This window comes from Nocardiopsis trehalosi NBRC 14201 (genome assembly GCF_001552555.1).
Lineage (GTDB): Bacteria > Actinomycetota > Actinomycetes > Streptosporangiales > Streptosporangiaceae > Nocardiopsis_B > Nocardiopsis_B trehalosi.
In genome coordinates this window covers 1-24,480 of record NZ_BCRK01000020.1, presented here as the reverse complement: position 1 = coordinate 24,480, position 24,480 = coordinate 1, and the positions used below count along the sequence as shown (strand labels likewise).

Genomic DNA, 24,480 nt, shown 5'->3' with positions numbered 1-24,480 from the left:
CGGTGCCGCCGCCAACGGTACCCCGCGAATAGGGAGAAGCGCGGGACGCCTTACCGGAAAACCGCGGTCCGGGACCTAAGGTGAATTCCGGCGGAGCGGAGCAGAGGAGGCGGACATGAACGCACGGCCCCCGCACGCGGCCGCGCCGCGCACCGGCGGCCGCGGCGCCGGCGCCAACCTGGCGCTGGCCACCGCGGCGTTCGCGCTGACGTTCTGGGCGTGGAACCTCGTCGGCCCGCTGTCGAAGTCCTACACCTCGGCCCTGGACCTGTCGCCGACGCAGACCTCGCTGCTGGTGGCCGTCCCCGTGCTGGTCGGGTCGCTCGGCCGCATCCCGGTGGGCGTGCTCACCGACCGCTACGGCGGGCGGGTCATGTTCACCGTGCTGTGCTTCGCGAGCATCGTGCCCACGCTGCTGGTCGGGCTGTCCGGCGGGTCGTACCCGATGCTGCTCGTGTGGGGGTTCCTCCTCGGCGTGGCGGGCACCTCGTTCGCCGTCGGCATCCCGTTCGTCAACGCCTGGCACACCCCCGACCGGCGCGGGTTCGCCACCGGCGTGTTCGGCGCCGGCATGGGCGGCACCGCCCTGTCGGCGCTGCTCACCCCGCGCCTGTCCGAGGCGCTGGGCGTGCTGGGCACCCACGTCGCCATGTGCGTCGCCCTCGCCGCGATGGGGGTCGTGGTGTGGGTGTTCAGCCGCGACGCGCCGGAGTGGCGGCCCAGTACGGCCCCCGCGCTGCCGCGCATGGGCGCCGCCCTGCGGCTCCGCGCCACCTGGCAGACGTCGCTGCTCTACGCGATCGCGTTCGGCGGGTTCGTCGCGTTCTCCACCTACCTGCCCACCCTGCTCACCACCGCCTACGACTTCACCCAGACCGGCGCCGGGCTGCGCACCGCCGGGTTCGCCGCGGCGGCGGTCGTCGCCCGGCCGATCGGCGGCGCCCTGTCCGACCGCATCGGGCCGGTGCGGGTCTGCCTGGTGTCGTTCCTCGGCACGTGCGTGTTCGCCGTCGTCCTGGCCCTGCACCCGCCGACGGAGTTCCCGGCGGGGGCGGCGTTCGTGCTGATCGCCCTCTCCCTCGGGCTGGGCACCGGCGGCGTGTTCGCGCTGGTCGCCCGCCTGGTCGAACCCGCGCGAGTGGGCACGGTCACCGGGCTGGTGGGTGCCGCGGGCGGCCTCGGCGGGTACTTCCCGCCGCTGCTGATGGGCGGCGTGTACCAGGCCACCGGCGCCTACACCATCGGGTTCGTGCTGCTGGCGGCGGTGGCGCTGGGCGTCGCGCTGTTCACCTCGCGCGCGTTCGCCGGGGTCGACCGCGCCCGTTGAGCCGGCGCGTCAGGGCGGGAGGTCGCCGGCGCGCACCAGCACCGCCGCGCGCACGCCCACCCGCACCCGCTCCAGGGCGGGCACCCCCGCGGGCAGCGGTACCCGCCGGGCGCGGGCGGCCACCGCGAGCACCGCGTCGCCGCCGAGGACCCCGGCCAGGGACCGCAGCACCGCCGCCACGGGGTCGCCTCCGGGCGGCGCCCCGCTCCACCGGCTGAGGTCGCCGTAGGGCACGTCGGTCAGCACCACGTCGACCGGGGGCTCGGGCGCGGCGGGCGCGAACGCGTCGTCGGCGGCGGCGGTGTGCGGCAGGTCGCCGCCCGCGGCGGCCAGCCGGGCGGCGAGCCGGCGCGCGGCGGCGGCCCGCTCGGCGGTGTCGGCCCGGCCGTTCTCGGCGGCGAGAGCGCGCAGCTCGCGTTCGCGATCGGCCAGGCCGGCGGCGGTGAGCAGGGCGAGGTTGCGGGCCGCCAGGCCGACCGCGTCGGGGTCGGTGTCGGTGGCGCGGACGTGCGCCAGGCGCTCGCGGTGCAGCAGGCCCACCGCCACGGCCAGGTGCCCGGTGCCGCACATCGGGTCCCACAGGCGCAGGGGGCGCGCGGGCGCGTGCGCGGCGGCGCGCTGGAACAGCTCGCTGGCCAGCCGCACCGGGAACCCGGGGCGGCCGGGGGCCGACCGCAGGACCGCCCCGCTCGCGAGGTCGGAGTGGTCGGTGCGCTCGGTGGCGAACCGGTAGGCCATGCGGCGCCCTCCGGAAACGACGACGCCCGGGCCGGTGAGGGCTCCGGGCGGTACGGCGGTCCTGACGGGATTTGAACCCGCGGCCTCCACCTTGACAGGGTGGCGAGCACTCCTAACTGCTCCACAGGACCTGGTGCGGACGCCTTCGGCGTTCTCCGCTGCACCAACTGTAGCGGCTCCGCCGAGCGGTTCGCGCCATCGGTGCCCGGCCCTCGGGCGTTCCCCGGAACCGGCCGCGCCCGACCGCGCCCGGTCCGGCGCGGGGCGCGCCGACCGCCCCGCGCCGGACGCGCCTCAGGCGCCGCCGACCGGAGCGGGCGCGTCCGCCGGAGCCGGCTCGGCCGCGGGCTCGGCCGGGGCCTCGGCCGCCGGAGCGGGTTCGGCCGGGGCCTCCGCCGGCAGCACGAAGCAGTTGTCGGCGTCCTCCACCACGGAGCGGGTGCCGTCGTCCCACTGCACCAGGAACGGCTCGGTACCGCCCTCGCCGCCCGTTGCGGCGACCTCGCCCACGCGGGTCTCCCCGCCCAGGACCGATGCACACTCGATCCGGTCCCCGGGCGCGGCGGTCACGTCCGCGTCGGCGAACCCGGCCGTGGCCAGCACGGCCGCCGCGGCCATCCCCGCGACGGCGAATCCACGCAAGTCCATCCGGTTCTCCCTCCCTCTCCCGGGCCGGTCCCCCCGACCCGGCACTCCCCTCCTCCCCCGTCCACACCTTTCATAACTGCCTGTCACAGATCAAACACACTGAGTACATTGGTGGTCCGGCAATGGCCCGCACCGGCCACACCCGTCGGACGTGGCACCACCCCCGCGCGGGCACATCCCCCGTAGGCCACCGCCTCCCCTCGAACGGAGCCCCCCGGTGTCCCTTCACCCACCGCCGCGCACCCGCGACTCCGGAGCCGGCTTCACCGAGTACGCCGCCGTCGTCCTCCTGGTGGCGGCGATCGCCGCCGTGGTCCTCGCCACCGGCGCCGGCGACCGCGTCGCCACCCTGCTCGCCTCGGCCGTGTGCGAGGTCTCCGGCGGCGACTGCGCCGACCCGGCCGGCCCCGCGCCCGACGCGAGCCCCGGCGAGGGCGCGGCGGCCCCCCAGGAGGACACCCCCGGCGACCCCGGGCCCACCGGCGCCCCCAGCGGGACCGACGCGCCCCGGCCGCCCGGCCAGGTCGACCAGGACGACGTCGACTCCGCCCACGAACTCCTCGACGAGTTCCTCCGCGACCCCTCGTTCTGGGAGAGCTGGTTCGGCGGCAAGCCCGACCGGCTCGACGTGTACGAGGCGCTCCAAGAGCTCAACCCGGCCGAGCTGACCGCGCTCCTCGGCCCTCTCAGCGACGAGCAGCTCGCCGAACTCGCCGGGCTCCCCGGCGGGCAGGAGCCGTTCACCCACATGATCCAGCAGCACATCCTGGCCAACGCGTCGCTCGACATCGTCCGCCGGATGCAGGGCATGGAGCCGCCGTACTTCTCCCCGGCGTTCGACGAGGTCGCCAACACGTCGACGCACAGCGCCGAGTACGGCCCCGTTCCCGACGCCGTGCTCTACCGCGACGACATCTCGCTGTCGGACATCCACCAGCAGCAGCTCTCCGACTGCTGGTACATGGCCTCGCTCGGCATCCTGGCCGAACACGACCCCCAGGCCATCCGCGACATGATCCGGCAGAACCCCAACGGCTCGTTCACGGTCACCTTCCCCGACACCGGCGACTCCGTCACGGTCTCGCCCGACCTGCCGCTCAACGGGAGCAGCCCGGTGTTCGCCGACGCCGCCGGAGACCCCCCGGAACTCTGGCCGGCGATCATGGAGAAGGCCCTCGCCGAGCGCGAGGGCGGCTACCAGCACCTGGAGGTCGACTCCGTCCAGCGCGGGCTGGAGATCCTCACCGGCGAGGAGGCCACCTCGCACGCCCCCGACGCGCTCAGCATCGAGGAGCTGCAGGCCATGGACGACCGCGGCGAGGGCATGGCCTTCCTGACGCCCCCGGCCGACGAGGCCGACGGCAGCCGGTACGGCGACGACGTCGACCCCGGCGACAGGCTGACCGCCTTCCACTTCTACGTGGTCACCGACGTCGACGCCGAGGCCGGGACCGTCGATCTCTACAATCCCTGGGGCGGCGACGCCCTGCGGCGCACCGTCCGCTACGACGAGATCGCCGGCAACTTCAGCGGTATCCAGAGCATGCCCCTCCGCGACTGAGAGGAACGCCCATGCGCGTGTGGACCACCGGGGCCGCCGGAGCGGCGGTACTCGTCCTCGCCTTGACCGGCTGCGGCGACGGCGGCGGCGACCCGCCCGCGCCGACGCCCTCCTCGACCATCGGAATGGAGCCGGGCATGCCTCCCGACCCCTCCCCCACCGAGTCCGGGGCCCTCACCCACCGGCTCGCCGAGGGCACGCGCGGCCCGTTCGGCGACAGCGGCCTGACCGCGTCGGTGTACGGCATCACCGCCGACGGCGCCGAGGTGCACTTCGAGGGCGACGGCCTCGACACCGTCGTCGTCAGCGGGCCGGTCGGGCACACCCAGCCGGTGGGCGACTACGAGGCCACGGTCGACGCGATCTCCGCCGACGAGCACCCCTACACGGTCACCCTCACCCTGCGGCCGGCCGGCTCATGACCCCGCCCGCCCCGCCGCCGCACGGGCGGGCGGGTAGGGGTGGAGCCCGGCGCCCCGCGCCCGACTCCACCCGCCATGCGCTCCCTGGGCCGCATGTCCGAATAGACGCAAATCACCGGCCAGCACTAGCATCCACGCGTGCATCCCACTCCCACCCTCGCGGCCCTCCTCGACGACGCCGCGCTCCTCTCCCTCGAACACCAGATCCACCTCGCCGAGGTGGTCGGCCGGCACAACTGGAACGTCGACCTCCAGCAGCAGCGGTTCACCTTCTCCGGTGAGCGGTCGCTGGAGTGCGAGCGGCTCCACCTGCTGGGCAGCGCCGCCCCCGGACCGCGGTCGTGGCTGTGGGCGTGGGCCAACCCCTCCGGTTTCCCGCCGGAGGTCACCGCCCTGTCGGCGGCGGTGCGCGACTTCGGCCGGCAGCACGGCATCGCCGAACTCACCGAGCCCGAGGTGCCCTTCTCCGCCCTCCCGGGCGACCCCCAGGACCCCAACCACGTCGCGGGGGTGTTCGTGGAGGCCGCCAAGGCGGTGACCGGGCGCTGGACGTCCTACACCGGGGACGCCGGCGGGGGCACCCGCGCCGCGTTCCTCCTGGAGCACCCCGAGTTCCGCCTGCCGCCGCCAGAGCCGACCCGCGTCATGCGCGTCCTCCAGCAGAGCGTGGCCGAACTCCGCCCGACCGACTGGCGGCGCACCATCGGCGCCTACGCCCACGGCCGCGGCCTCGGCGCGGAGTGGGACCCCGACGGCGGCCTGTCCCTGACCGGGCCCGGACTGTCCGCCCGGATCTCCTTCGACGGCTACGGCCGCGTCGCGGGCATCAAGGGCTCGCTCTCCCCGACCGACTCCGGCCACCACTGACCTCGGCGCCCCGGCCGCCCCGAGCGGCCCCGCTCGGGGCGGCCGGGGCGCGCGGCGGCCACCGCGCCGGCCCTCCCCGCCCACGGCCCGACCGGAGACGGCACGGCCCGGGCCGACCGGCGGCACGGGACCGCGCCGGCCGTTCCGGCACCGACCGGGGCGGCCGGGGCGGCCGGACCCCCCGCCGCCCGGGCCGCCCGCCCTCACCACCAGGGCGGTTTCCCGCCACTCCCCCCGCGCGGCGCGGCGTCCGGCGTAGGCTCGGACCATGGCCGCACGTGGGACGGGCGGGGCGCGCGAGCCGATCACGGCGTCCCTCCACGAACTCGACACACTGCGCGCGCACGCCTCCCGCCTGGAGCAGGCGCTCGACTCCCGCGCCGACATCGACCGCGCCATCGGCATGGTGATGCTCGTCCGCCAGGTCGACGCCGACACCGCCTGGCGGGTGCTGGTCCGCGTCTCGCAGGACACCAACACCAAGGTCCGAACCCTGGCCGCCGCCATGCGTGACGTCGCCGCCGGTTCCGCCCCCGCCACCGACGCCGCCCGGCGCGCCCTCCGCCTCCCCACCCGCCGCCGCACCCCCTGACCGGCCGCCCCGTCCGGCTGCGGCCCGTCCGGGGTCGGGCCGCGTCCCCCGCTCCGCCGTGACGGACCACCGCCCGCCGCACATCCACTACGCTGAGTGACCATCGGTGCGGCGGCCCGGGCCCCGCGCCCCGTCCGCGCCGGTCCGGGCCCGCGCACCCGAGCGGGCCGAGCCCTGCGTGCGGAGGAAGGCGCCCGACGTATGGAGAACCGCTCCCCCGACCCGGCCGGTGACGCCCTCGGCGTGCTCGACCTGGTCGCGCGGTACGCGCGGGCGTCCACCCGCCGCCCGCGCCCGGTGGCGGCGGCCGCCCCGGGCCTGCTCGCGGACCTGCTGGGCGGCCCGGTCCCGGAGGCCGGCGCCGACGCGGCGGCGACCGTGCGGCGGCTGATCCGCGCCGGCGAGGCGGGCACCGTCGACACCGGCGGTGCGCACAGCTTCGGCTACGTCATCGGCGGGGCGCTGCCCGTGGGCGTCGCCGCCGACTGGCTGACCAGCCTGTGGGACCAGTGCGCCGCGACACCGGACGCCAGCCCACTCGCCGCGACCGCCGAGGACGTGTGCGCGCGGTGGCTGGTCGACCTGCTCGGCCTTCCGCCGGGCACCGTCATGGGACTGACCTCCGGGTGCACCACGGCCAACCTGGTCTGCCTGGCCGCCGCCCGCGACGACCAGCTCCGCCGCGCCGGGTGGTCGGTGCGCGAGCAGGGCATGCGGGGCGCGCCGCCGCTCACCGTCCTCGTCGGCCGCGAGACCCACGTCTCGGTGCTGCGCTGCCTGCGCCTGCTCGGGCTCGGCGGACAGGTCCACCGCGTGCGCGCCGACGGCGAGGGGCGGATGGACGCGCGCCACCTGGCGCGGCTGGCCGACCGGGCCGAGGGCGGCCTCATCGTCTGCGGCGAGGTCGGCTCGACCAACACCGGCTCGGTCGACCCGCTGCCCCGGCTGGCCGAGGTGGTCCGCGCCCGCGGCGGCTGGCTGCACCTCGACGGCGCGTTCGGGCTGTGGGCGGCGGCCTCCCCCCGGCTGCGCCCGCTGCTGGACGGCGTCGCCCTGGCCGACTCCTGGTCGTGCGACGGCCACAAGTGGCTGAACACCCCGTACGACTGCGGGCTCGCGCTGTGCGCCCGCCCCGACGCCTTCCACCGCGCCGTCGCCGTCCACGCCGACTACGTCCACCCCGGCGGCGGCACGGGCCCGGCCGCCCCCGCCGGGGACGCCGCCCCGGCCGTCGCGGGCGGTGCGGACGGCCCCGCGGCCCCGGCGCCCGTCCGGGGCGCGGCCCCCGGCGGCGACCAGGTCGACCGGCGGGTGGAGTTCTCCCAGCGCTCGCGCGCCATCACCCTCTGGGCGGTGCTGCACCACCTCGGCCGCGCGGGGCTGGCCGCCCTGGTCGAGCGGAACGTCGACGCCGCCCAGGGGCTCGCGCGGGCGCTGGCCGGCGAACCCGGGATCGAGCTGCTGGCCCCGGTGCGCCTGAACCAGGTCCTCCTCCGTGTCGGCGACGACGACCGCACCCGGCGCCTCGTCGACCGCCTCAACACCGGGGGCGCCGTCTGGGTCACCCGCACCCGATGGCGGGGGCGCGGCGCCGTCCGCCTGTCGGTCTGCAGCTGGCGCACCGGCCCCGCCGAGGCCGAGGCCGCCGCCGACGCCATCCGCGCCGCCCACCGCGCCCTCGGGCCCTGAGGCCGGGGCGGCACGACCACCGGAACGGCCCCGGCCCGGGCCCCTACCGGGTCTCGCCGAAGTCCCGCCGGTAGGCGCCGGGGGTGGTGCCGAGGTGGGTCCGGAAGCGGCGGCGCAGGTTGACCGCCGAGACGAGGCCCACCCGCTGGGCGACGGCCTCCACCGGCAGGCGGGTCTGCTCCAGCAGGACCCGGGCCGCGTCGAGCCGCCGGTCGAGCAGCCACCGCCCCGGGCTGGTCCCGAGCTGTTCGGTGAACCGCCGGGCGAGCGTCCGGCCCGACAGCCCGGCGCGCCCGGCGAGCCGACCGACGGTCAGCGGGGAGTCGAGCCGGTCGGCGGCCCACTCCAGCAGCGGCGCCAGGGAGTCGTCGGCGCGGGCGGGGGTGGGCCGGGCGGCGTACTGGAGCTGGCCGCCCTCCCGGTGCGGCGGCAGCACCATGTTCCGGGCGACCTGGGCGGCGTACGCGGCGCCGTGGTCGGAGCGCACCAGGTGCAGGCACAGGTCGATGCCCGCGCCGGTCCCGGCGCTGGTCGCCACGTCGCCGTGGTCGACGTAGAGCACGTCGGGGTCCACCCGCACCTCGGGGAAGGCGGCCGCCAGCCGGGCGGTGTGGCGCCAGTGCGTGGTCGCCCGGCGGCCGCCGAGCAGCCCGGCCCGGGCGAGGACGAACGCCCCGGTGCAGATGGCGGCGATCCGCGCCCCGCGCCGGTGGGCGGCCCGCAGCTCCTCGGTGACGGCCGGCGGTACCGGCGCGTCGGGCGGCTGCCGGCCGGGCACGACGACGGTGTCCGCCTCGCGCAGGGCCTCCAGGCCCGCGTCGGCGACGACCGCGAAGCCGGTGGTGGTCGGCAGTGGGCCGGGTCGCTCGGCGCAGACCCGGAAGTCGTAGCGGGTCGGCACGTCCGGCCGGACCGTGCCGAAGACCTCGGCGGCGCAGGCGAGTTCGAACGGGGACTGGGGCGGGGTGAGCAGGGCCACCACCCGATGACGGCGCATGGCAGGAACGTACCCAGGGATGTCTTTTCCGACTCTCGGCCGCGCGGCGGGACGCGGGCACAGTGGTGCCATGGCACAGACGACGGAGACGGGCGTGCGGCGGACCTCGGTCCGGGTCGGCGGTGAGGCGGCGAGCTACCTGACCGCCGGGCGGGGCGGCCCGCCGGTGCTCCTGCTGCACGGGACGTACTGGAGCCGGGTGTGGCTTCCGGTGGTGGGCCGCCTCGCGGCGGCGGGGCTGCGGCCCCTCGCCGTCGACCTCCCCGGGCTGGGGCGCTCGGGCGGCGAGCTCACCCCGGAGACGGCCGCGGTCCCGGCCCTCGCGGAGTGGGTGGACCGGTTCGCGGCCGCGCTGGGGCTCTCCGGGCCGGTTCCCGTTGCGGGCCACGACATCGGCGGCGCCGTCGCGCAGCACCTGCTCGTCCACGGCCGGCTGGAGGTGGACCGGCTGGCCCTGGTCAACTCGGTCCTCTACGACTCCTGGCCGGCGCCGCACGTGGCCCGGTTCGGGGACCCGGAGGTCGCCGCGGCCGCGACCGGCGGCGACCTGCTCGCGGCCCGCCGCCGGGCCGTGGCGTCGGCTCTGGCGGGGGCCGCGACGGAGGAGCTGATCGCCGACTACGCGGACCCGTGGACCGATCCGCGGGTCCAGCGCTCCTGGCTGGCGCTGGCGGCTGCGGCCGACAGCCGCCACACCCGGGACCTCGTCCCCGCGCTGCGGCGATCCGCGGTGCCCAAGCTGCTGGTCTGGGGCGAGGACGACGCCTTCGAGAAGGTGGAGTACGCCGAGCGGTTCGCCGCGGAGGTCCCGGAGACCACGCTGGTGCGCATCCCCGGCGCGGACCACATCCCCACGGAGAACGCCCCCGACCGCATCGCCGACGCCCTGGCCCGGTTCTTCGCCGGGTGACCGCCGCCGGGCACTGCGCGCCCGGAGGCACCCGCCGTGCCCGGGCGGCCCGGGGGCGGGGACGCCCCCGGTCGGCGCACGGCGGTGGATCGAGGGGGCACCGCCCTCCGGAGAGGGCCCGCGCTACCTGCGCCCGAAGCCGCGCCGCTTCGGCTGCTCCGGCTGGGACGCCGTCTCGGACCGCCGGTACTGGGCGTTCACCGCCTGGTCGGCGGTCTCGGCGACGGCCTTGGCGAGGTCCGCGTTCTCGATGATGCCGGAGTATGAGTTGACGCGCTGGACGGCCGCGTCGGCGGCCGCTGCCCCGCGCTTGGCCGCGGCCTCGTCGTGGATCTTCCGGAGATCGGGCGACAGATCCTGGGGCTTGATCTTCTTGGGCATGGCTTCCCCCTGTCGTGGAATGCGGAAGATCATAACGCCGCCCACCCGGTGCGCCGCCGCCGTCGTCACCACCACCACCGCCGCCGGGAAGGCCCGAGGCCGCCGGGGCCCAGCGCCTTCTCGCCGGCCGTACCGCGTGGCCGGGGGCGGGGGCGGGACCACCGGCCCTCCACGCGGCAGGAGGGCCCGGACCCGGCGGAGTCACCCGCCCCCGCTTCCCCGGCGCGGGTCGAGGTGTCCGGGACCGTGCCCGGCGCAACGCGGCGGTCGGCGTCCCGCACAACGGGCGTTCCGCACCGCGCGAGCCCCTTCGGCCCCGTCAGGCCTGCCGTCCCGGGGACCGGGCGAGGAGGGCCGTCGCCAGCGCGGCCAGCGCCAGTCCGCCGCCGAGGAGCATCGCCCCCGCCGGGCTCACCGCGTTCACCACCGCGCCGCCCATCAGGGCGCCGCCGCCGATGGCCGCGTTGAAGACGCCCACCAGCAGGCCCGACGCCGCCTCACGCGCCGGCCCGGCCGCCGTCGTGGTCCAGGACGTCGTGCTCACCGACACCCCGCCGTACGCCAGGCCCCACACGACCATCACCACCACCGCTCCGACGCCCGTGGCGCCGAGGAGCGGCACCAGGGGCATGACCACGGCCAGCACCGCGCCGATGGCCACGAGCACGCGGCGGGGGCCGCGCCCCACGAGCGCCCCCGCGGTGAAGTTGCCGACCACGCCCGCCACCCCGTACACCAGCAGCAGCGCGCCGATGAGGGCGGCGCCCGCGCCCAGCGCCTGCTCCAGGGCCGGCCGGACGTAGGTGTAGGCGGCGAAGTGCCCGGCGACCAGCAGCGCCGTGAGCGCCAGGCCCGCCCGCACCGCTGGGACGCGCAGCGTGCCCAGGACCCCGCCGACCCGCACGGGGCCCTCGGCGGGGAGCCGGGGCAGCAGGAGCGCCATCGCGGCCGCCGTGACCAGCGCCAGCCCCGCGACGGCGGCGAACGCCGCCCGCCAGCCCGCGAGCCCGCTCAGGAACGTCCCCAGCGGCACCCCCAGCACCGACGCCACCGCGACCCCGCTGAACACGATCGCGGTCGCCTTCGCGGCGGCGTGCGCCGGGACCAGGCGCGGCGCGACCCCCACGGCGAACGTCCACAGGAAGCCCATGGCGACCCCCACCAGCACGCGCGCCGCGACCATCACCGCGAAGCCGGGCGCCGCCGCCGCGACCAGGTTGGCCGCGGCCAGCATCACGCTCGTCAGCACCAGGACGGTGCGCCGGTCCAACCGTCCGGCGACCAGGGTGGCCGGCGGCGCGGCCACCGCGGCGACGAAACCGGTGATGGTCAGCGTGAGCCCGGCCGTGCCCGGGGAGACGCCGAGGGCGCCGCCCATCGGGGTCAGCAGGCCCACCGGCATCATCTCGGCGGTGACGACGGTGAAGGTGCCCAGGGCGACCACGGCCGCCGCGAGCCACCCCCGCACGGGGACCGGCTCGGGCGCGGGCCGCGCCGCGGGATCGGGGGACGCCGGGTCCGGGGACGTGGCTGGGATCGGGTTCGACATGTCCCCCAGCGAACCGGTCCGACCGGCCCCGGACAACGGCGAAGTCCTCCCCGTTCCATAAGCTGGGCTCATCGATCCCGTTCGGCGGAGGTGGAGGCGGCCATGGCGTCGAGCGTGGAGAGCCGGGAACTGGAGTGCTTCCTGGTCCTGGCCGAGGAACTGCACTTCGGCCGAACGGCCGAACGGCTTCTGGTCTCGCAGAGCCGCGTGAGCCAGCTCCTGCGCGCGCTGGAGCGGCGCATCGGCGCCCGCCTGGTCGACCGCACCAGCCGCCGCGTCCGCCTCACCCCGCTGGGCGCCGACCTCCACGCCGGGCTCGCGCCCGCCTACGCGGCGGTGCGGGCCGCCGTCGAACGCACCCGCTCCGCCGCGCGCGAGGTGGCGGGCGTGCTGCGCGTGGGCTTCCAGGGCACGGTGTACCGGCACATGACCGCCGCCATCGCGCTGTTCCACGAGCGCCACCCGGGGTGCCGCGTCTCCGTCGTCGAGCTGCCGCTGTCGGACCCGTTCGGCGCCCTGGACCGGGGCGAGGTCGACGCCGCGACCGTGCTGCTGCCGGTGGCCGAGGACGGGCTCACGCTGGGCGCGACGTTCTCGCGGCGGCAGCGGATGCTGGCGGTCGCCGCCGGCCACCCGTTCGCCCGGCGGGCCGGGGTCGACGCGGAGGACCTGGCGCGGGTGGCGCTGGTGCCGTTCGCGGAGCCCGCCCCGGCGTACTGGCGCGCCGACCACGCGCCCGACCGCACCCCGCTGGGGCGGCCGATCGGACACACCGAGCCGGTGAAGACCCTCCAGGAGGGGCTCACCCTGGTGGCGGCGGGGGCCGGGGCCATGCTGGTGTGCCGGCCCACGGCGGACTACCACCGGCGGGACGACGTGGTGTACGTGCCGGTCGACGGGATGACGGCCTCGGCGCTGGCCCTGGTGTGGCCCACGGCCGCCGAGACGGCGATGGTCCGGGCCTTCCAGGCCGTGGTCGTGGAGACGCTGGGCCCCGCCGAGGCGCGGACGGGCGGGGACGCGCCCCGGCCCGCAGCGGAGCGGCGGACCCCGCCGACGGGCGTGGCCCCGCGCCTGGAGGCCGCGCGCCCGTGACCACCCCGGGGACCGGCGCCGCCGCACCGTTGCCGTCACCACCGACGCCAAAAAAGCCCGGGGCCGTGATGGCTCCGGGCTTTCTCGCTGGTCATACCGAGTGGCCAGGGGCGGGGTCGAACCGCCGACCTTCCGCTTTTCAGGCGGACGCTCGTACCGACTGAGCTACCTGGCCTCGATCGCACCGCGTGGGTACGGGAGGCGGTCCTGACGGGATTTGAACCCGCGGCCTCCACCTTGACAGGGTGGCGAGCACTCCTAACTGCTCCACAGGACCTTGTTCAGTTGTGCACCTTGCGTCGCACCCGATCGCTCGGGTGGTCGGCACCGCGCTGTTCCGTGCCCTTATTCTGCCAGACGTTCGGCAGTGCTCGGACCGGAGCGTACCCCCAACCGGATTCGAACCGGCGTTACCGCCTTGAAAGGGCGGCGTCCTAGGCCACTAGACGATGGGGGCCTCGACGACGAACGAGTCGCCACTTCCCGCTTCGCCTGCCGTCGGGGACGGCACCAGCATAGGGGAGATGTGGGGCCAGTGCCAAAGCGATAAGCCGGTCACTCGGCGGCGTCCGCTGAGGGGGGCGGCGCCGACGACCGCCCGGGGGAGGTCGGGGCGGGCGTGGTCGGGGACGGCGAGGCGGGGGTGATGTCGCGCTGCGGGTCGGGCTCGATGTGCCGCTCGATCTGCGCCGAGGTCAGCCCGATCCCGCCGAGGGTGACGTCGTCCCACGCCTGGAGCCGCTTGGTCTCCGCGTCGAAGTACAGCACCGACGCCTCGTAGGGCGTCGGCCGGTCGTCCCCTCGGTCGAGCCCGCGCAGGCCGGCGCCGCCGGTCGAGCCCTGGACGATGGAGCGCGTGCCCGTGGCGTCGAGTTCGGCGTAGCGGGAGTGCCCGTGGCCGGACAGGACCAGCGGCACCTCGCCCAGGAACGCCCGCGCCTGCACCGGGTCGTGCAGGATGGCGACGTCCACCTCGGTTCCGGCGTCGGCCAGGCCCTCGGCCTGCTCGGCGCCGAGGGCGGCGACCTCGTCGGCGCCGGGGTTGTCGCGCGCCTTGTCGGGGGTGAACCGGGGGTCGCCGGCCCCGTAGAAGACGATGCCGCCGACCTCCTCGACCTCGTCGTCCAGCACCACCGCGTTCGGCTGCGCCTCGACGGCGCGCTGGGTGCCCATGGAGTCGTGGTTGCCGCGCACCCACACATAGGGGACGTCCAGCCGGGCGATGTCGTCGGCGAACACGTCCTCGGCGGCGCTGCCCCGGTCGGTGAGGTCGCCGGAGTCCACGATCAAATCAACCCGGAACTGCTCCTGGAGCGAGCGGATGACGCTCCAGGCCGCCGGGTTGAGGTGGATGTCGGACACGTGCAGCACCCGGATCGTGGAGCCGTCGTCCTCGTATACGGGCAGGGTCGACGTCGCCTCGTACAGCTGCGACACGTTGCCGACCAGCCCGGCCAGCTGCTCGCGGTACTCGGAGAACCGGTTGACGACGTCCTCGGCGCTGCCGACGACCTGCGGGGCGCCCGCGAGCAGCCCGCTGTAGCGCGGCTCGGCGATGGCGCTGGGGTTGAACGTCCACGCCGCCAGCCCGCCGGCGGCGGCGAACGTGAGCAGCGCCGTCAGCCCGCTCCACAGCGAGCGCCGCCAGTCGCGGAACACCAGCAGCGCCGCGAGCACCGCGCCCAGCACCGCCGCCCCCGCGGCCTGCGCGAAGAGCCGCACCACGCCGTCGCGCAGCTCGGTGCCGATGCTCGCCGCCATGCGGTCGATCGCCTCGGGGTTCTCGAACATCTCCTCGGCCGCCGACAGCCGGATCTCGGCGATGGCCGCCTCGAACCGCAGCGGGGCGGCGTGCGTGTCGAACTCCAGGCGGCCCAGCGGGGCGACGTCGAGCACGGTCTCGCCGGTCCAGCTCGGGCTCACGGTGAAGCGGACGTCGGCCGGGCCGACCGGGGTGGTGACCTGGCCGCCGAGCGCCAGCCCCACCCAGCCGCCGAGGAGGGCCGCGACGGCGACCGCCCCGATCCGCCACGCCCGGCCGCGGCGCACCCGGGAGAGGCGGACGGCGGCCCGGCGCAGGTCGAAGGGCGGTGCGGCTCTCATGCGAGACAACACCCTCCCATCATGCCCCCGGCGGCGTCGGCGCCAACGTGGCGCGCTCGGCACCTGCCCGTAATCCGCGCCGGGACACCATCCGCAACGGGGGCGGGCGTGCGCGGCCGACCGGCACGGCGGACAATACGAGGCGTGGTGGATATCTCGCGTACGCGCTTCGAGGAACTGGTCGGAGACGCGCTCGACTCCATTCCCCCGGAGTTGACCGCCGTCATGGACAACGTCGTGATCACCGTCGCGGAGGACCCGCCGGAACCCGGGCTGCTCGGACTCTACGAGGGCATCCCGCTGACCGAGCGGGGCGACGGGTACGCGGGCGTGCTGCCCGACCGCATCCTCATCTACTGGCGGGAGATCCGCGCGATCTGCGACACCGAGGAGGAGGTCGTCGAGGAGGTGCGGATCACCGTCGTACACGAGATCGCGCACCATTTCGGAATCGGCGACGAGCGCCTGCACGAGCTCGGTTGGGGATGAGCGGAATGCGGAAGGAGCACCGCCGCCCGACATTTCACCCGATCACCCACCACATCCGCTGACCTGGCACTGGCGCGGGATTCTCCGCTTATGCAGAACATCTGCAACGAATCAGACACGAATTTCGGTAAACCGCTTGCCAAGTACCACCATCGTCGGGAACGTTAGGTCATCGAATAACAACCGAGAGTGACACTCCGCGAACCAGTAAGGGAGTCGCCGGGTGGGTACACCTTCTGCGGGCAGCCGCAAGACCGACGCCCCCGCACACGAGCCCGGAACCGCCGGCCCCCTCGCCGACGCCCCCGCCACCGGCGACGACGGCCCACCGGGCCCGCCCGCCCCCGAGAACGACTGGCGCCGCAGTTACCGCGACGTCATCCGCGTCCGCGAGTTCCAGGCCCTGTGGCTCGCCCATGCGCTGTCCATGACCGGCAACTACCTGCTGAGCATCGCCGTCGCGGTGCTGGTGTACCAGCAGACCGCGTCCGCGCTCGCGGCCGGCATCACCATGGCGCTGACCTTCCTGCCGCAGATCATCGCCGGGCCCCTGCTGTCGGGGCTCGCCGACCTCTTCCCCCGCCGCCGCGTCATCATCGCCAGCGACGTCTGCCGGGCGGCGCTCGTCGTCGGCATCGGCATCCCGGGGCTGCCGCTGTGGGCCATCTGGGCGCTGCTGTTCTGCTCGATCCTGCCCATGGTGCCCTTCGGCGCGGCCCGGGCCGCGCTCATGACCGAGATCGTGCAGGGCGAGCGCTACATCGCCGGGTCGGCCATCATCAACCTCACCTCGCAGGTGGGGAGCCTCGTCGGGCTGGTGGCGGGCGGCTGGGTGGTCGCCGTGGTCGGGCCCAACCCCGCCGTCATGTACAACGGGCTGACCTTCCTGCTGTCGGCCACCATCATCTTCCTCGGCGTGCGCTCCCGCCCGGCGCCGCGCGACGAGGGCGACTCCCGCCCCTCGCTGTGGCGGGTCACCCGCGACGGCACCCGCCTGGTGTTCGGCGACTCCCGGCTGCGGACCCTCGGCCTGCTCGCCTGGCTGGCCGGCTTCTACATGGTCCCCTACGGGCTCGCCAACCCGCTGGCCGACCGGGTCGACGGCGGGCCCATGGCGGCCGGGATGATCATGGCGGGGTCGGCGCTGGGCGCCGTCATCGGCGGGTTCGTCCTGACCCGGCTCATCAACCCCGACACCCGCATGCGCCTCCTCGGCCCGATGGCCGTGGCGGCCTCCCTGCCCCTGCTGGCGTGGCTCCTGGAGCCCCCGCTGTGGGCCATGGTGCTGCTGCTGGTGTTCTCCGGGATGATGGCCTCGTACCAGTTCGTCGCCAACGCCGCGTTCGTGCTGTGCGTACCGGCCGAGGGGCGCGGGCTCGCGTTCGGCCTGGTGGCGGCCGGCCTCCAGGCGGCCCAGGGTGTGGGCATCGCCCTGGCCAGCCTGCTCACCGAGATCCTCGGGCCCATCCCGGTCGTCACCGGGGCCGGGGCCCTGGGCGTTCTCGGCGCGCTGGCCCTCGCCATCCCGTGGGCGCGGCTGTCCGAGGGCACGATCGCGGCCATGCAGGCACCGACCGACGCCCCCGCCTCCGACACCCCCCTGCCCGAAGCCCCACCCGACCCCCCGGCACCCCCGGACCCCCGAACCCCCCAGGACGACTGACCGGGTCCCGCAGGCGGACCGCCGAACGGCCACACCCGCTCACCATCGGCCCCACGCCCGGGGAGCCGCAGGAGGCGCGGCGGTCACCCGCCGACCGGAAACCGTCCGACAGCGCACCGCCCCACGTCCACAGGGCGTCAGGCACCAACCGAACACCGCGCCGGGGCGCTAGCGCCCGGTGCCGCCCTCACCGCGGGGAGCCGATCCGTTCGGCTCCCCGTCGGCGTTCCCGGCGCCGGCGCCCGCCGTCTCGCGCTCCGCCGCCGGAGCCGCCGCCTCCGCCCGCCGGAACGCCTTCGGCGCGTACCCGGGCCGGGCCCTGAGGGACCACATCAGTAGCTCGACTTCTTGCCCTGGAAGTTCCGGATGAGGTGCTCCAGCACCGACGTCCCCGACGCCTCCGGCATCACCAGCCACGCGATGACGTACAGCAGCACCCCGCTGCCGCCGAGGAGGGTGAAGACGGCGAAGGCCAGCCGCACCAGGTTCGCGTCGATCCCCACGTACTCGCCGATTCCGCCGCAGACGCCGGTGAGCATCCGGTGGCGGTCGCTGCGCCGCAGGGTCTTCTTGCCGAGGTTCTCGTTCATGTCCTCCAGCCTGCCCGCTCAGCCGTGTTCCTCCCATCGGGAACCCCCCTGGCCGACCCCTGACCCGACCCTGACCACCCTGCCTCCCCGGTCTCCGCCAGGATGCCGCACCGCCCCCGAAAACCCGTTAGGCTTACCCGAGCGCGCCTGGCACGATGTGTGGTAAGCGCGCAGGGCCCCTTAGCTCAACCGGCAGAGCAGCGGACTTTTAATCCGCGGGTTCAGGGTTCGATCCCCTGGGGGGCCACCACAAACTCGCAGGTCAGACGACATGCACCCCACAAACCGGACCACGCCCCGCTCCCGCGTGTGCTCCGCGTGTGCTCCATGGTCCGCCCTCAGTCGCCCGGGCTGTTCAACGCCCCTGCGCCCCCACCTCGTCGGCCCCGCCAAACGGCCTGCCCCCGCCGTTCCCCTACCGGCCCGCCCCGGACCCGCACCCCGTGGCAAAACACCCGGCAGGAGCCGCACCAACGCCCGGCGGGGGCCGACGATCAACGGCAGCCCGCCCCAAGGCCCGGCGGGGCGGCCGCCCATGGCGCCCCGCCCCACCGAACCACCCCGCCCCCGTGCGCGAAGACCCTCGCCTACCCGGCCCTACGCCGACCTCCCGCCTTCAGCGGCACCAGCGCGGCCGTGGCCTCCGCCGCCGCCCGCGCCACCTCCGGGAACACGCTCTGGTAGGTGTCCTGGGTGAAATGCGTCGTGGCATGACCCAGCTCGGCCGAGACCACCTTCACGTCCACCCCCGCCGCCAGACTCAGTGACGCCGCCCCATGGCGCAGCCCGTGCAACCCGATCGGCGGCAACCCCGCCTCCGCCGCGATCCGGTGGAACAGATCGGTCACCCACGCCGGATGCAGCGCCGACCCGTCGGCGTGGGTGAACACCAGCCCCGTGTCCTGCCAGTCCTGTCCCGCCGCCAACCGCTCCTCATTCTGTTTCGTCCGCCAGGTCCTCAGGACCTGCGCGGTGCCGGCGTCCAAGGTGATGGTGCGCTGCCCCGCCAGGCTCTTCGGCGCCGAGGTGATGACCTCCCACCCGAGCTGGACCGATTGGAAGCGGACGTCGATGGCCCGGTCCCCCAGCCGGGTCTGGGGCCAGGGCAGCCCCACCGCCTCGCCCCGCCGCAGGCCCTTCATCGCGATCAGGTGGAACATGGCATAGAGCCGGTCGCGGCGCGCCCGCCGCAGGAACACCGCGGTCTGCTCCGGCGTCCACACCATCACCGCCGACGGGACCTCCCCCGTGGCCCGGTACTGCTGCACCCGGTCCGGCGTCCACACCACCGGGCGCACCCGGGGGCAGGACGGCAGCTTCACATGCGAGGCGGCGTTGACCTGGATCGGCAGGTCCGGGCGCGAGATCGCCTCGTTCAGCGCGCTGCGCAGGGTGGCGCGGATGCGGTGCCTGGTCGCCACGGAGATGAGCCGCATGCCCCGTACCGACGCCCGCATCTCGGGGTCGTCGGAGTCTCGGCAGCGGCGGATGTGGTCGTTGCGCTCCTCGATCGCGTCGAACACCGCCTGGACGTGGCCCACCCGCAGCCGGTCGAGGCGGATGTGGCCGATCACCGGGACGAGGTGGTTGGTGATGTGGCCGAGGTAGGAGCGCCGCGTGCCCGCCGCCAGGTCCGCCTTGGCTGCCAGCCACTCCTCCAGCCACGCCACGACCGTCGGGATCACCTCCCGGGTCTGCACACCGGCGCCGAACCGGCGCCGGGCTTCTTCCAGGGACGGCAGCGGGGCGCGCGCTTTGAGGGCGGCCTGGACGGCGTCGGCGATGCGCACCGCACTGCCCTCGTCGTCCTCGGCCAGGGCCAGCAGGTCCTTGACGTGATCGGCACCCTCCAGCGCCTCCTGCTGGGAGGCCAGCCCGGTGCGCCGGGCCTGCCGGCGCCGCCCCTCGGCGGTGCGGGGCAGCTCGACCTGGTACCCCCACGCGCCGTGGGTGGGGCTCCAGGTGCCGTTGCGGCGCTTCAACCGGGGGCAGGCCGCCCCGAGCGGCTTGTCGGCGCTGCGGCACCCGCAGCGCTTGAAGGTGGAGCCTTCGGTGTTGGCCATCGATCATCCCTGTGGGTCGGTCGCAGACGGCCGAACGGGGTCGTCGCCGTGCATCAGCGCGGGGTCCATGCCCAGCAGACGGCACAGCCCCGAGGTGGGGATGCGCCACTGCCTGCCGACCTTGAACGCCGGGGCGGGGAACTCCCCCGCCTCCAGCAACCGGTAGACGCTGGTGCGGCCGATGCCCAGAAGGCGCCCGGCCGTCACCGGGTCCAGCACCACGGGCAAACGGCGCATCTGCGCCATGGTCACGTCCGGCTTCACCGCGCCCCCTTGCCTTGCTGCGCCGTCCCGGGGCCGCGCCCCGCGATCGATCCCGTCGTCCGCCCCCCGCGGTCGCGGGGCCGACGACATGGACGCTCCACTCCGCCCGAGGACACAAGCGGATTCGCGGAAAAACCCAGCGGACGGGTGAAGAACCTCGCTCCCCCGGCCCCCGCCTCGCACAGCGCGCTCCGAGGTCGACGCCGCCACCGCCCACCCCGTGCGCACCCGCCGCGCACGGGCGTCGCCTGGCGCGCGGGAGGGGGCCGGTTTCCACCATGGCGTTCGCGGGCACCTACGCCTCCTTCCCTCGCGTGAGGCGGTTCGCAGGCCGTTCGGGTCGGAGGTTGTCGGCGTAGCTCATCAGCGCCCGGTGGCGTGCCCGCGTCTCCTCCGGGATCGCGACCACCCGGTAGGCGGCCCGGCCGATGCGGTGCTGGCACACGTAGTGCTCGCCCTCGCGCTGCGGCAGGGCGGCGAGCAGGCCGGCCACGCGCTCGACCTCCTCGAACTGGGCTTCATCAGTCCCCGAGGGGAAGTACACGACGTCGAAGCAGGAGAAGGCGCCGACGGGGAGGTCGGTGTGGGCGTCGAGGAAGTCGGCGAGCGAACGAAGATCACGAGTGAACCCGGCGCGGGCCTGGGCATCAGCGGTGGTCACAGGTCAGCACTCCAAGAGTCGAGGCGAACCACACAACGGTGTCGGTCGTCCGCAGCAGGTCGGGCGGGGCAGAGGCGGGACTCATGCCGCCACCGCCAGCAGCGCCGGGACAGGGGACAGCGGCGGGTTCTGGAAGATGAGCACGTCCTCGTGCTGGATCACGTGGGCAGCCGTCCCCGCGTCCCGCAACCGGCGGGTCTCGACCGCCTGGAAGAACGACGTGCGCGAGACCACGCCGCCATCGCGCAGAGCGCACAGCAGGGCCACGCACCGACCCACTGGGACCAACCCCGCCACCTCAACAGCTCGGGCCACGCGGGCAGGGAAGTCGACCAGCTCGCCCTTGACGCGGAACGGCCTCGCCGTGATCACGACGTGGGCACCGGGCTTCAGCAACGGCCGGCACTCGGCGAGGATCGTGGTGAACGACGCCAGCAGTTCCTCGGGCCTCTGATAGGCCAAGTTGGCCCTGTCCTTGTCCCGGTTGTAGCGGTGCGACCACTTGGCGACCTTGGCCGCGCCGTCGCGCCGGGTGCGCACCAGACCGTGGGTCATCGCCCCGTAGGGAGGCGAGGTCAGCAGCAGCGACGCGGCCGACGAAACCGCTGGCGCGATCTGCCCGGCCACGCGGGCGGCGTCCCCGATGTGGACCTCGCCCGTCCCCTCCGCGCCCTGGACCGCGGCCACGCCCAGGTTGATGCGGGCGATCGAGGCCCACTTGGCCTCCAGCTCGATACCGACCGCTTCCCGACCGAGGTGGACCGCCTCGACCAGGGTTGTACCGATGCCGCACATCGGGTCCAGCACCAGGTCACCCGGCTCGGTGAAGACACGGATCGCGTGGCGGGCGATGGCGGGCAGCATCTTCGCCGGGTGCTCCAGCGACAACCGCGAATACCGGCCCGTCCGCTGCCCCTTGGCCTGGACCTGCCCCGTCGCCCACACCGACGGCATACGCGGTGAACGCTTCACAAGCCCACCTCCCGGACGACCTCCGGCCGGGTGAACACGCACACGTCGTCGTGGACGGGACTGACGAGGGTTGCCGCGGCAGCAGCGTGCGACGCGTTCAGCACCCGCGACGGCACCTGGTCGGCGGCGAGCCGGTCTCCGCGGATCGGCACCGCCAACGCGATCACATGCTGGACGTAGACCAGACCGGCGGCAGAGGCGCGGCGAACGCAGCTCGCCACCCGGTCCAACGGCCGTGGCCGGGGAACTCCGCGACGGCACACCACGGCCATGTAGCCGCCCGGCCGCAGCAGCCGGGCCACCGCCGCGAACGCCTCCTCCAGCGCCACCGCGAAGGCCGGCCCGTCGAGAAGGCGGAGGTCACCCGCCGGCAGATCACGGCGGCACTTCGGCTCTCCACCGATGGGTGGAGGGACATCGAACAGGACGAGGTCGGCCCGTCCGCTCCAGTCCGCGCACACCCGGTCGAGGTTGCGCGCTTCCTCCCGCACGACCCGCACCCGGGCGCACTGCTCCTCGGACAGCACCGCCTCGGCGTAGCGGACGGCACGACGCACCCGATTCGGATCGGCGTCCACCCCGACCACTGACCGCCCCAGCAGCGCCCCCTGCGCCACCGGCACACCCCGACCGCACCCCACAACGGCCACCCGACCCGCCGGAGGACTGAACGCGGTGACCACCCGCCGCACCAGCTCCGCCGACATCTCCCGCTCGTGGCCCCGACCCCCCCGCACCCCGCCGGCCGGGGCACACGGCCACACCGCCAACGGCGTACCTGCGGCTCCCCCACCAATGGAGTGCACCTGCTGCGAACGCGCCATGCATCATGTGCCCGCCCACTGCTCCTCGCCCCGACACCCCCTATGAAGCCCTCGCCGTCCCCTAATGCGACGCGATGCCCAGCCGGGAATCTCTCGGACGTGAACCAGCGCCGTCAGCCAGGTGACATGGCCAGCGTTGGCGCGCATCCAATCGCCAGTGACCAGCCCTCGGGTGTCCGGCGTCCTCTGCCTAGTCACCATCCGCTTCAGCGGCCGATTCAGCGCGGTAGCGAACGTCTAGGCGTCCAGCGGAGTCGACGCACGCGGCGGGACAACCGTGTCGGGCCGGACGGCTACACCTCCTTGACTGATGGCTCGTGGGGCGGCAGATTTTCTCAATCTTCACCACGCGATTTTATGTTTGGTCGAGCTGATGCAGCCTGCCATGTATTGAGTAGGGACACCGTTTCATCGGGCGCCTTTCTGCTGGCCTCGATCAGCCCGGCAGGACAAACGCCGAACGCACGCGAGAAGTCGATCTTGGCCCCGGAGAACTTGGTGCGATAGAAGGACACCCACCCTCCGGTGAAATGGGCGCCGCCGAAGGAGACCCGACCACCCGAGAACACAGCACCACTGAAGGACGCCCAACCCCCACGAAACGAAGCGCCATCAAAATCGACTTTCCCACCAGCGAACCGCGATTCCCTGAACGTAACCCTTCCGCCGGAGAAAACGGAACCATTGAAATCCACCTCCCCACCAACGAACCCGGTGGCCCCGAAGGACACCCAACCGTCGGTAAACTCAGCCCCTCTGAAGGTAACACGCCCATCGGATATTTCGGTACCATTGAAGGAGACTCTCCCGCCACAGAACACAGCGTCACTGAAGTCGATTTTTCCACTCGAGAACGAAGCATTATCGAAAAGCATTTGCCCACTGGAGAATACGGAACGAGACAAGTTAGCCCCATCGAATATAGCGCCAGTAAAATCGTAATCCATCCCTTGCCAACGGGAGCCTCTGCGCAGATGGTCACGAATGACACGGATGATGGTGTGCCGAACCTCTCGGAAAGCTACGAATTCGAGTTCCCGAACGCGATGTTCTTCGCGCTGCACCTTGCTGGCATTCTTGGGCGGAGGGCTGGGGGCGGGTGCCGATGGCATGCGTAGGTAGGCGCAGAGTACGTCAATGACCATCTGCACCAGGTCCTCACGGCCCTCGGGGGCATCATCGGCCAAATGGGCCAAAGCATGCACGCCTCCGAGCCGTATCGCGGGCTGGTCTTCTCCGAGCTGGCTGACCGCAGTGGTGAAACGCTCAGTGAAGAGCCGAGTGACCTCGCGCTGCTCACCGTTTTCGGTCGTGCGTTGACGCCGGTAGGCGATGACCAGCAGCGCCACACCGCCGAGCCCGGCAACGACAGCGAATGCGCGGGTGGCGATCGCGTCTACGTTCGCAGGCGAGAGTCGGGTAGTGATCGCCAGCTCGGGAGAGCCCAGGAAGAGCCAAACTACGAATATCATCGCGACCACTGCGGCGCTAGCCACCATCCAAGCTGCTGTGATCAGCCACAACAGTCGAGCCCCTCTAATCAATCCGACTGCGATCAGCACCACCGCCCCTAGGGCTATCCCGTGGAGGATGCGAGCCGCAGGCCAGCTCTGTGGACGCATATCCCACAGAAGAGAAGCCAAAGGCCAACTGGTTACGGTGAGCACGGGGAGAACTACAACGACGAGTGCGATTCCGGTCCACTGGCGAGCACTTAGCGAACGCATAGACGTCACGTTAGAGCTTTTCCGGGTGGCCGGCCACCGTCGTGAGCGAAGAATCAGTTCGAGAGCCAGAGAGTCTTGCTCGAAGAAGCATCCACCGCCGATCAGATTTGGGACGTGCCCAAGCATAACCGGGAGGTCGCGACCGGGTATGATAACGCGGGAGCGTTTGACTCGCTTCGACCGATCACATCATGCGCCCTAACCCATTCTTAACGACGACCGGGATGCCCTCGAGAACGCTGACGTCGATAGCGTGCCAGGCCCTCGCTCGGTGGCCGCGGAATATCTCGAAACGTTCGTGCGCGCCATCAGCAAGCGCTTGTGGCGGGCCGTGGATGTGCGGCCCGA

23 protein-coding genes and 5 tRNA genes are annotated in these 24,480 nt (G+C 74.1%); 11 read left to right on the top strand and 17 right to left on the bottom strand.

Annotated features, from left to right (window positions below; genetic code table 11):
- Positions 1 to 115 precede the first annotated feature (115 nt).
- Complete coding sequence (locus NT8_RS06040; protein ID WP_067965125.1) at positions 116 to 1,327, top strand: MFS transporter; 1,212 nt, start codon at positions 116 to 118, stop codon at positions 1,325 to 1,327.
- Between the two features lie 9 nt (positions 1,328 to 1,336).
- On the opposite strand, the gene NT8_RS06035 is transcribed toward NT8_RS06040, so the two are convergent.
- The 3 genes from NT8_RS06035 to NT8_RS06025 form a co-directional block, all read right to left on the bottom strand.
- Positions 1,337 to 2,065, bottom strand: a complete 729-nt coding sequence (locus tag NT8_RS06035) for an rRNA methyltransferase (RefSeq protein ID WP_067965124.1) — start codon at positions 2,063 to 2,065, stop codon at positions 1,337 to 1,339.
- A 56-nt stretch (positions 2,066 to 2,121) separates the two neighbouring features.
- Positions 2,122 to 2,196: transfer RNA gene (locus NT8_RS06030), tRNA-Asp, on the bottom strand.
- A gap of 163 nt (positions 2,197 to 2,359) precedes the next feature.
- Entirely contained in the window at positions 2,360 to 2,713 is a 354-nt protein-coding gene (locus NT8_RS06025; RefSeq protein WP_084468675.1) for a DUF1918 domain-containing protein, read from the bottom strand.
- Positions 2,714 to 2,930: 217 nt separating this feature from the next.
- On the opposite strand from NT8_RS06025, the gene NT8_RS06020 reads away from it, so the two are divergent.
- From NT8_RS06020 to NT8_RS31210, 5 genes are all read left to right on the top strand, one after another.
- The gene (locus NT8_RS06020) at positions 2,931 to 4,274 is read left to right on the top strand and encodes a C2 family cysteine protease (protein ID WP_067965120.1); all 1,344 of its coding nucleotides are present in this window, start codon (positions 2,931 to 2,933) and stop codon (positions 4,272 to 4,274) included.
- Between the two features lie 11 nt (positions 4,275 to 4,285).
- Positions 4,286 to 4,696: a hypothetical protein gene (locus tag NT8_RS06015; protein WP_067965118.1), complete on the top strand. Its 411-nt coding sequence runs from the start codon at positions 4,286 to 4,288 to the stop codon at positions 4,694 to 4,696.
- A gap of 138 nt (positions 4,697 to 4,834) precedes the next feature.
- Positions 4,835 to 5,563 carry a DUF6882 domain-containing protein gene (locus NT8_RS06010; protein ID WP_067965116.1) on the top strand — a complete coding sequence of 243 codons (729 nt, stop codon included), beginning with the start codon at positions 4,835 to 4,837 and terminating at the stop codon, positions 5,561 to 5,563.
- A 268-nt stretch (positions 5,564 to 5,831) separates the two neighbouring features.
- On the top strand, positions 5,832 to 6,155 hold the full coding sequence (locus NT8_RS06005; protein ID WP_067965114.1) for an ANTAR domain-containing protein: 324 nt from the start codon (positions 5,832 to 5,834) through the stop codon (positions 6,153 to 6,155).
- 201 nt (positions 6,156 to 6,356) lie between these two features.
- Positions 6,357 to 7,844: a pyridoxal phosphate-dependent decarboxylase family protein gene (locus tag NT8_RS31210; RefSeq protein ID WP_067965112.1), complete on the top strand. Its 1,488-nt coding sequence runs from the start codon at positions 6,357 to 6,359 to the stop codon at positions 7,842 to 7,844.
- 43 nt (positions 7,845 to 7,887) lie between these two features.
- On the opposite strand, the gene NT8_RS05995 is transcribed toward NT8_RS31210, so the two are convergent.
- Entirely contained in the window at positions 7,888 to 8,841 is a 954-nt protein-coding gene (locus NT8_RS05995; protein ID WP_084468674.1) for a helix-turn-helix domain-containing protein, read from the bottom strand.
- A 70-nt stretch (positions 8,842 to 8,911) separates the two neighbouring features.
- Between NT8_RS05995 and NT8_RS05990 the strand changes: the two genes are divergently transcribed.
- Positions 8,912 to 9,751, top strand: coding sequence for an alpha/beta fold hydrolase (locus NT8_RS05990; protein ID WP_067965105.1), 840 nt, complete (start codon positions 8,912 to 8,914; stop codon positions 9,749 to 9,751).
- 123 nt (positions 9,752 to 9,874) lie between these two features.
- Here the strand turns inward: NT8_RS05990 and NT8_RS05985 are convergent, their stop codons facing one another.
- Together NT8_RS05985 and NT8_RS05980 are read right to left on the bottom strand one after the other, a co-directional pair.
- Positions 9,875 to 10,132 (bottom strand): hypothetical protein, encoded by a 258-nt coding sequence (locus NT8_RS05985; protein ID WP_067965103.1) that lies wholly within the window; start codon positions 10,130 to 10,132, stop codon positions 9,875 to 9,877.
- 319 nt (positions 10,133 to 10,451) lie between these two features.
- Positions 10,452 to 11,681, bottom strand: a complete 1,230-nt coding sequence (locus NT8_RS05980; protein ID WP_084468681.1) for an MFS transporter — start codon at positions 11,679 to 11,681, stop codon at positions 10,452 to 10,454.
- 102 nt (positions 11,682 to 11,783) lie between these two features.
- Between NT8_RS05980 and NT8_RS05975 the strand changes: the two genes are divergently transcribed.
- Complete coding sequence (locus tag NT8_RS05975; protein WP_084468673.1) at positions 11,784 to 12,776, top strand: LysR family transcriptional regulator; 993 nt, start codon at positions 11,784 to 11,786, stop codon at positions 12,774 to 12,776.
- A 101-nt stretch (positions 12,777 to 12,877) separates the two neighbouring features.
- Here the strand turns inward: NT8_RS05975 and NT8_RS05970 are convergent.
- The 4 genes from NT8_RS05970 to NT8_RS05955 form a co-directional block, all read right to left on the bottom strand.
- Positions 12,878 to 12,951, bottom strand: a tRNA-Phe gene (locus tag NT8_RS05970).
- Positions 12,952 to 12,978: 27 nt separating this feature from the next.
- Positions 12,979 to 13,053: transfer RNA gene (locus NT8_RS05965), tRNA-Asp, on the bottom strand.
- 107 nt (positions 13,054 to 13,160) lie between these two features.
- A tRNA-Glu gene (locus NT8_RS05960) sits at positions 13,161 to 13,233 on the bottom strand.
- 98 nt (positions 13,234 to 13,331) lie between these two features.
- Positions 13,332 to 14,879 carry a metallophosphoesterase family protein gene (locus NT8_RS05955; RefSeq protein ID WP_067965100.1) on the bottom strand — a complete coding sequence of 516 codons (1,548 nt, stop codon included), beginning with the start codon at positions 14,877 to 14,879 and terminating at the stop codon, positions 13,332 to 13,334.
- Positions 14,880 to 15,023: 144 nt separating this feature from the next.
- Between NT8_RS05955 and NT8_RS05950 the strand changes: the two genes are divergently transcribed.
- Both NT8_RS05950 and NT8_RS05945 read left to right on the top strand, forming a co-directional pair.
- Positions 15,024 to 15,368 carry a metallopeptidase family protein gene (locus tag NT8_RS05950; RefSeq protein WP_067965098.1) on the top strand — a complete coding sequence of 115 codons (345 nt, stop codon included), beginning with the start codon at positions 15,024 to 15,026 and terminating at the stop codon, positions 15,366 to 15,368.
- A 223-nt stretch (positions 15,369 to 15,591) separates the two neighbouring features.
- Positions 15,592 to 17,031, top strand: coding sequence for an MFS transporter (locus NT8_RS05945; RefSeq protein WP_369406288.1), 1,440 nt, complete (start codon positions 15,592 to 15,594; stop codon positions 17,029 to 17,031).
- A gap of 332 nt (positions 17,032 to 17,363) precedes the next feature.
- Here NT8_RS05945 and NT8_RS05940 read toward each other — a convergent pair whose 3' ends face one another.
- Complete coding sequence (locus NT8_RS05940) at positions 17,364 to 17,621, bottom strand: PspC domain-containing protein (protein ID WP_067965096.1); 258 nt, start codon at positions 17,619 to 17,621, stop codon at positions 17,364 to 17,366.
- 174 nt (positions 17,622 to 17,795) lie between these two features.
- On the opposite strand from NT8_RS05940, the gene NT8_RS05935 reads away from it, so the two are divergent.
- Positions 17,796 to 17,871 (top strand) — tRNA-Lys (locus NT8_RS05935).
- 337 nt (positions 17,872 to 18,208) lie between these two features.
- On the opposite strand, the gene NT8_RS05930 is transcribed toward NT8_RS05935, so the two are convergent.
- From NT8_RS05930 to NT8_RS28355, 6 genes are all read right to left on the bottom strand, one after another.
- Complete coding sequence (locus tag NT8_RS05930) at positions 18,209 to 19,684, bottom strand: tyrosine-type recombinase/integrase (RefSeq protein ID WP_067965094.1); 1,476 nt, start codon at positions 19,682 to 19,684, stop codon at positions 18,209 to 18,211.
- Positions 19,685 to 19,687: 3 nt separating this feature from the next.
- Positions 19,688 to 19,921 carry a helix-turn-helix domain-containing protein gene (locus NT8_RS05925; protein ID WP_217999079.1) on the bottom strand — a complete coding sequence of 78 codons (234 nt, stop codon included), beginning with the start codon at positions 19,919 to 19,921 and terminating at the stop codon, positions 19,688 to 19,690.
- A 322-nt stretch (positions 19,922 to 20,243) separates the two neighbouring features.
- Positions 20,244 to 20,609 (bottom strand): hypothetical protein, encoded by a 366-nt coding sequence (locus NT8_RS05920; RefSeq protein ID WP_067965092.1) that lies wholly within the window; start codon positions 20,607 to 20,609, stop codon positions 20,244 to 20,246.
- Between the two features lie 81 nt (positions 20,610 to 20,690).
- The gene (locus tag NT8_RS05915; RefSeq protein ID WP_245646050.1) at positions 20,691 to 21,581 is read right to left on the bottom strand and encodes a TRM11 family SAM-dependent methyltransferase; all 891 of its coding nucleotides are present in this window, start codon (positions 21,579 to 21,581) and stop codon (positions 20,691 to 20,693) included.
- On the bottom strand, positions 21,578 to 22,288 hold the full coding sequence (locus tag NT8_RS29180; protein WP_067965089.1) for a TRM11 family methyltransferase: 711 nt from the start codon (positions 22,286 to 22,288) through the stop codon (positions 21,578 to 21,580). The genes NT8_RS05915 and NT8_RS29180 overlap by 4 nt, the downstream gene beginning before the upstream one ends.
- Before the next feature lie 452 nt (positions 22,289 to 22,740).
- Positions 22,741 to 23,967 (bottom strand): pentapeptide repeat-containing protein, encoded by a 1,227-nt coding sequence (locus NT8_RS28355; RefSeq protein ID WP_245646049.1) that lies wholly within the window; start codon positions 23,965 to 23,967, stop codon positions 22,741 to 22,743.
- Positions 23,968 to 24,480: the final 513 nt, after the last annotated feature.

Excerpts from the sequence above, each read along its gene's own strand:
- NT8_RS06040 (WP_067965125.1), top strand. The coding sequence starts at position 116 with ATGAACGCACGGCCCCCGCACGCGGCCGCGCCGCGCACCGGCGGCCGC.
- NT8_RS06035 (WP_067965124.1), bottom strand. The coding sequence starts at position 2,065 with ATGGCCTACCGGTTCGCCACCGAGCGCACCGACCACTCCGACCTCGCG.
- NT8_RS06025 (WP_084468675.1), bottom strand. The coding sequence starts at position 2,713 with ATGGACTTGCGTGGATTCGCCGTCGCGGGGATGGCCGCGGCGGCCGTG.
- NT8_RS06015 (WP_067965118.1), top strand. The coding sequence starts at position 4,286 with ATGCGCGTGTGGACCACCGGGGCCGCCGGAGCGGCGGTACTCGTCCTC.
- NT8_RS06005 (WP_067965114.1), top strand. The coding sequence starts at position 5,832 with ATGGCCGCACGTGGGACGGGCGGGGCGCGCGAGCCGATCACGGCGTCC.
- NT8_RS31210 (WP_067965112.1), top strand. The coding sequence starts at position 6,357 with ATGGAGAACCGCTCCCCCGACCCGGCCGGTGACGCCCTCGGCGTGCTC.
- NT8_RS05995 (WP_084468674.1), bottom strand. The coding sequence starts at position 8,841 with ATGCGCCGTCATCGGGTGGTGGCCCTGCTCACCCCGCCCCAGTCCCCG.
- NT8_RS05990 (WP_067965105.1), top strand. The coding sequence starts at position 8,912 with ATGGCACAGACGACGGAGACGGGCGTGCGGCGGACCTCGGTCCGGGTC.
- NT8_RS05985 (WP_067965103.1), bottom strand. The coding sequence starts at position 10,132 with ATGCCCAAGAAGATCAAGCCCCAGGATCTGTCGCCCGATCTCCGGAAG.
- NT8_RS05980 (WP_084468681.1), bottom strand. The coding sequence starts at position 11,681 with ATGTCGAACCCGATCCCAGCCACGTCCCCGGACCCGGCGTCCCCCGAT.
- NT8_RS05975 (WP_084468673.1), top strand. The coding sequence starts at position 11,784 with ATGGCGTCGAGCGTGGAGAGCCGGGAACTGGAGTGCTTCCTGGTCCTG.
- NT8_RS05955 (WP_067965100.1), bottom strand. The coding sequence starts at position 14,879 with ATGAGAGCCGCACCGCCCTTCGACCTGCGCCGGGCCGCCGTCCGCCTC.
- NT8_RS05940 (WP_067965096.1), bottom strand. The coding sequence starts at position 17,621 with ATGAACGAGAACCTCGGCAAGAAGACCCTGCGGCGCAGCGACCGCCAC.
- NT8_RS05930 (WP_067965094.1), bottom strand. The coding sequence starts at position 19,684 with ATGGCCAACACCGAAGGCTCCACCTTCAAGCGCTGCGGGTGCCGCAGC.
- NT8_RS05925 (WP_217999079.1), bottom strand. The coding sequence starts at position 19,921 with ATGCGCCGTTTGCCCGTGGTGCTGGACCCGGTGACGGCCGGGCGCCTT.
- NT8_RS29180 (WP_067965089.1), bottom strand. The coding sequence starts at position 22,288 with ATGTCGGCGGAGCTGGTGCGGCGGGTGGTCACCGCGTTCAGTCCTCCG.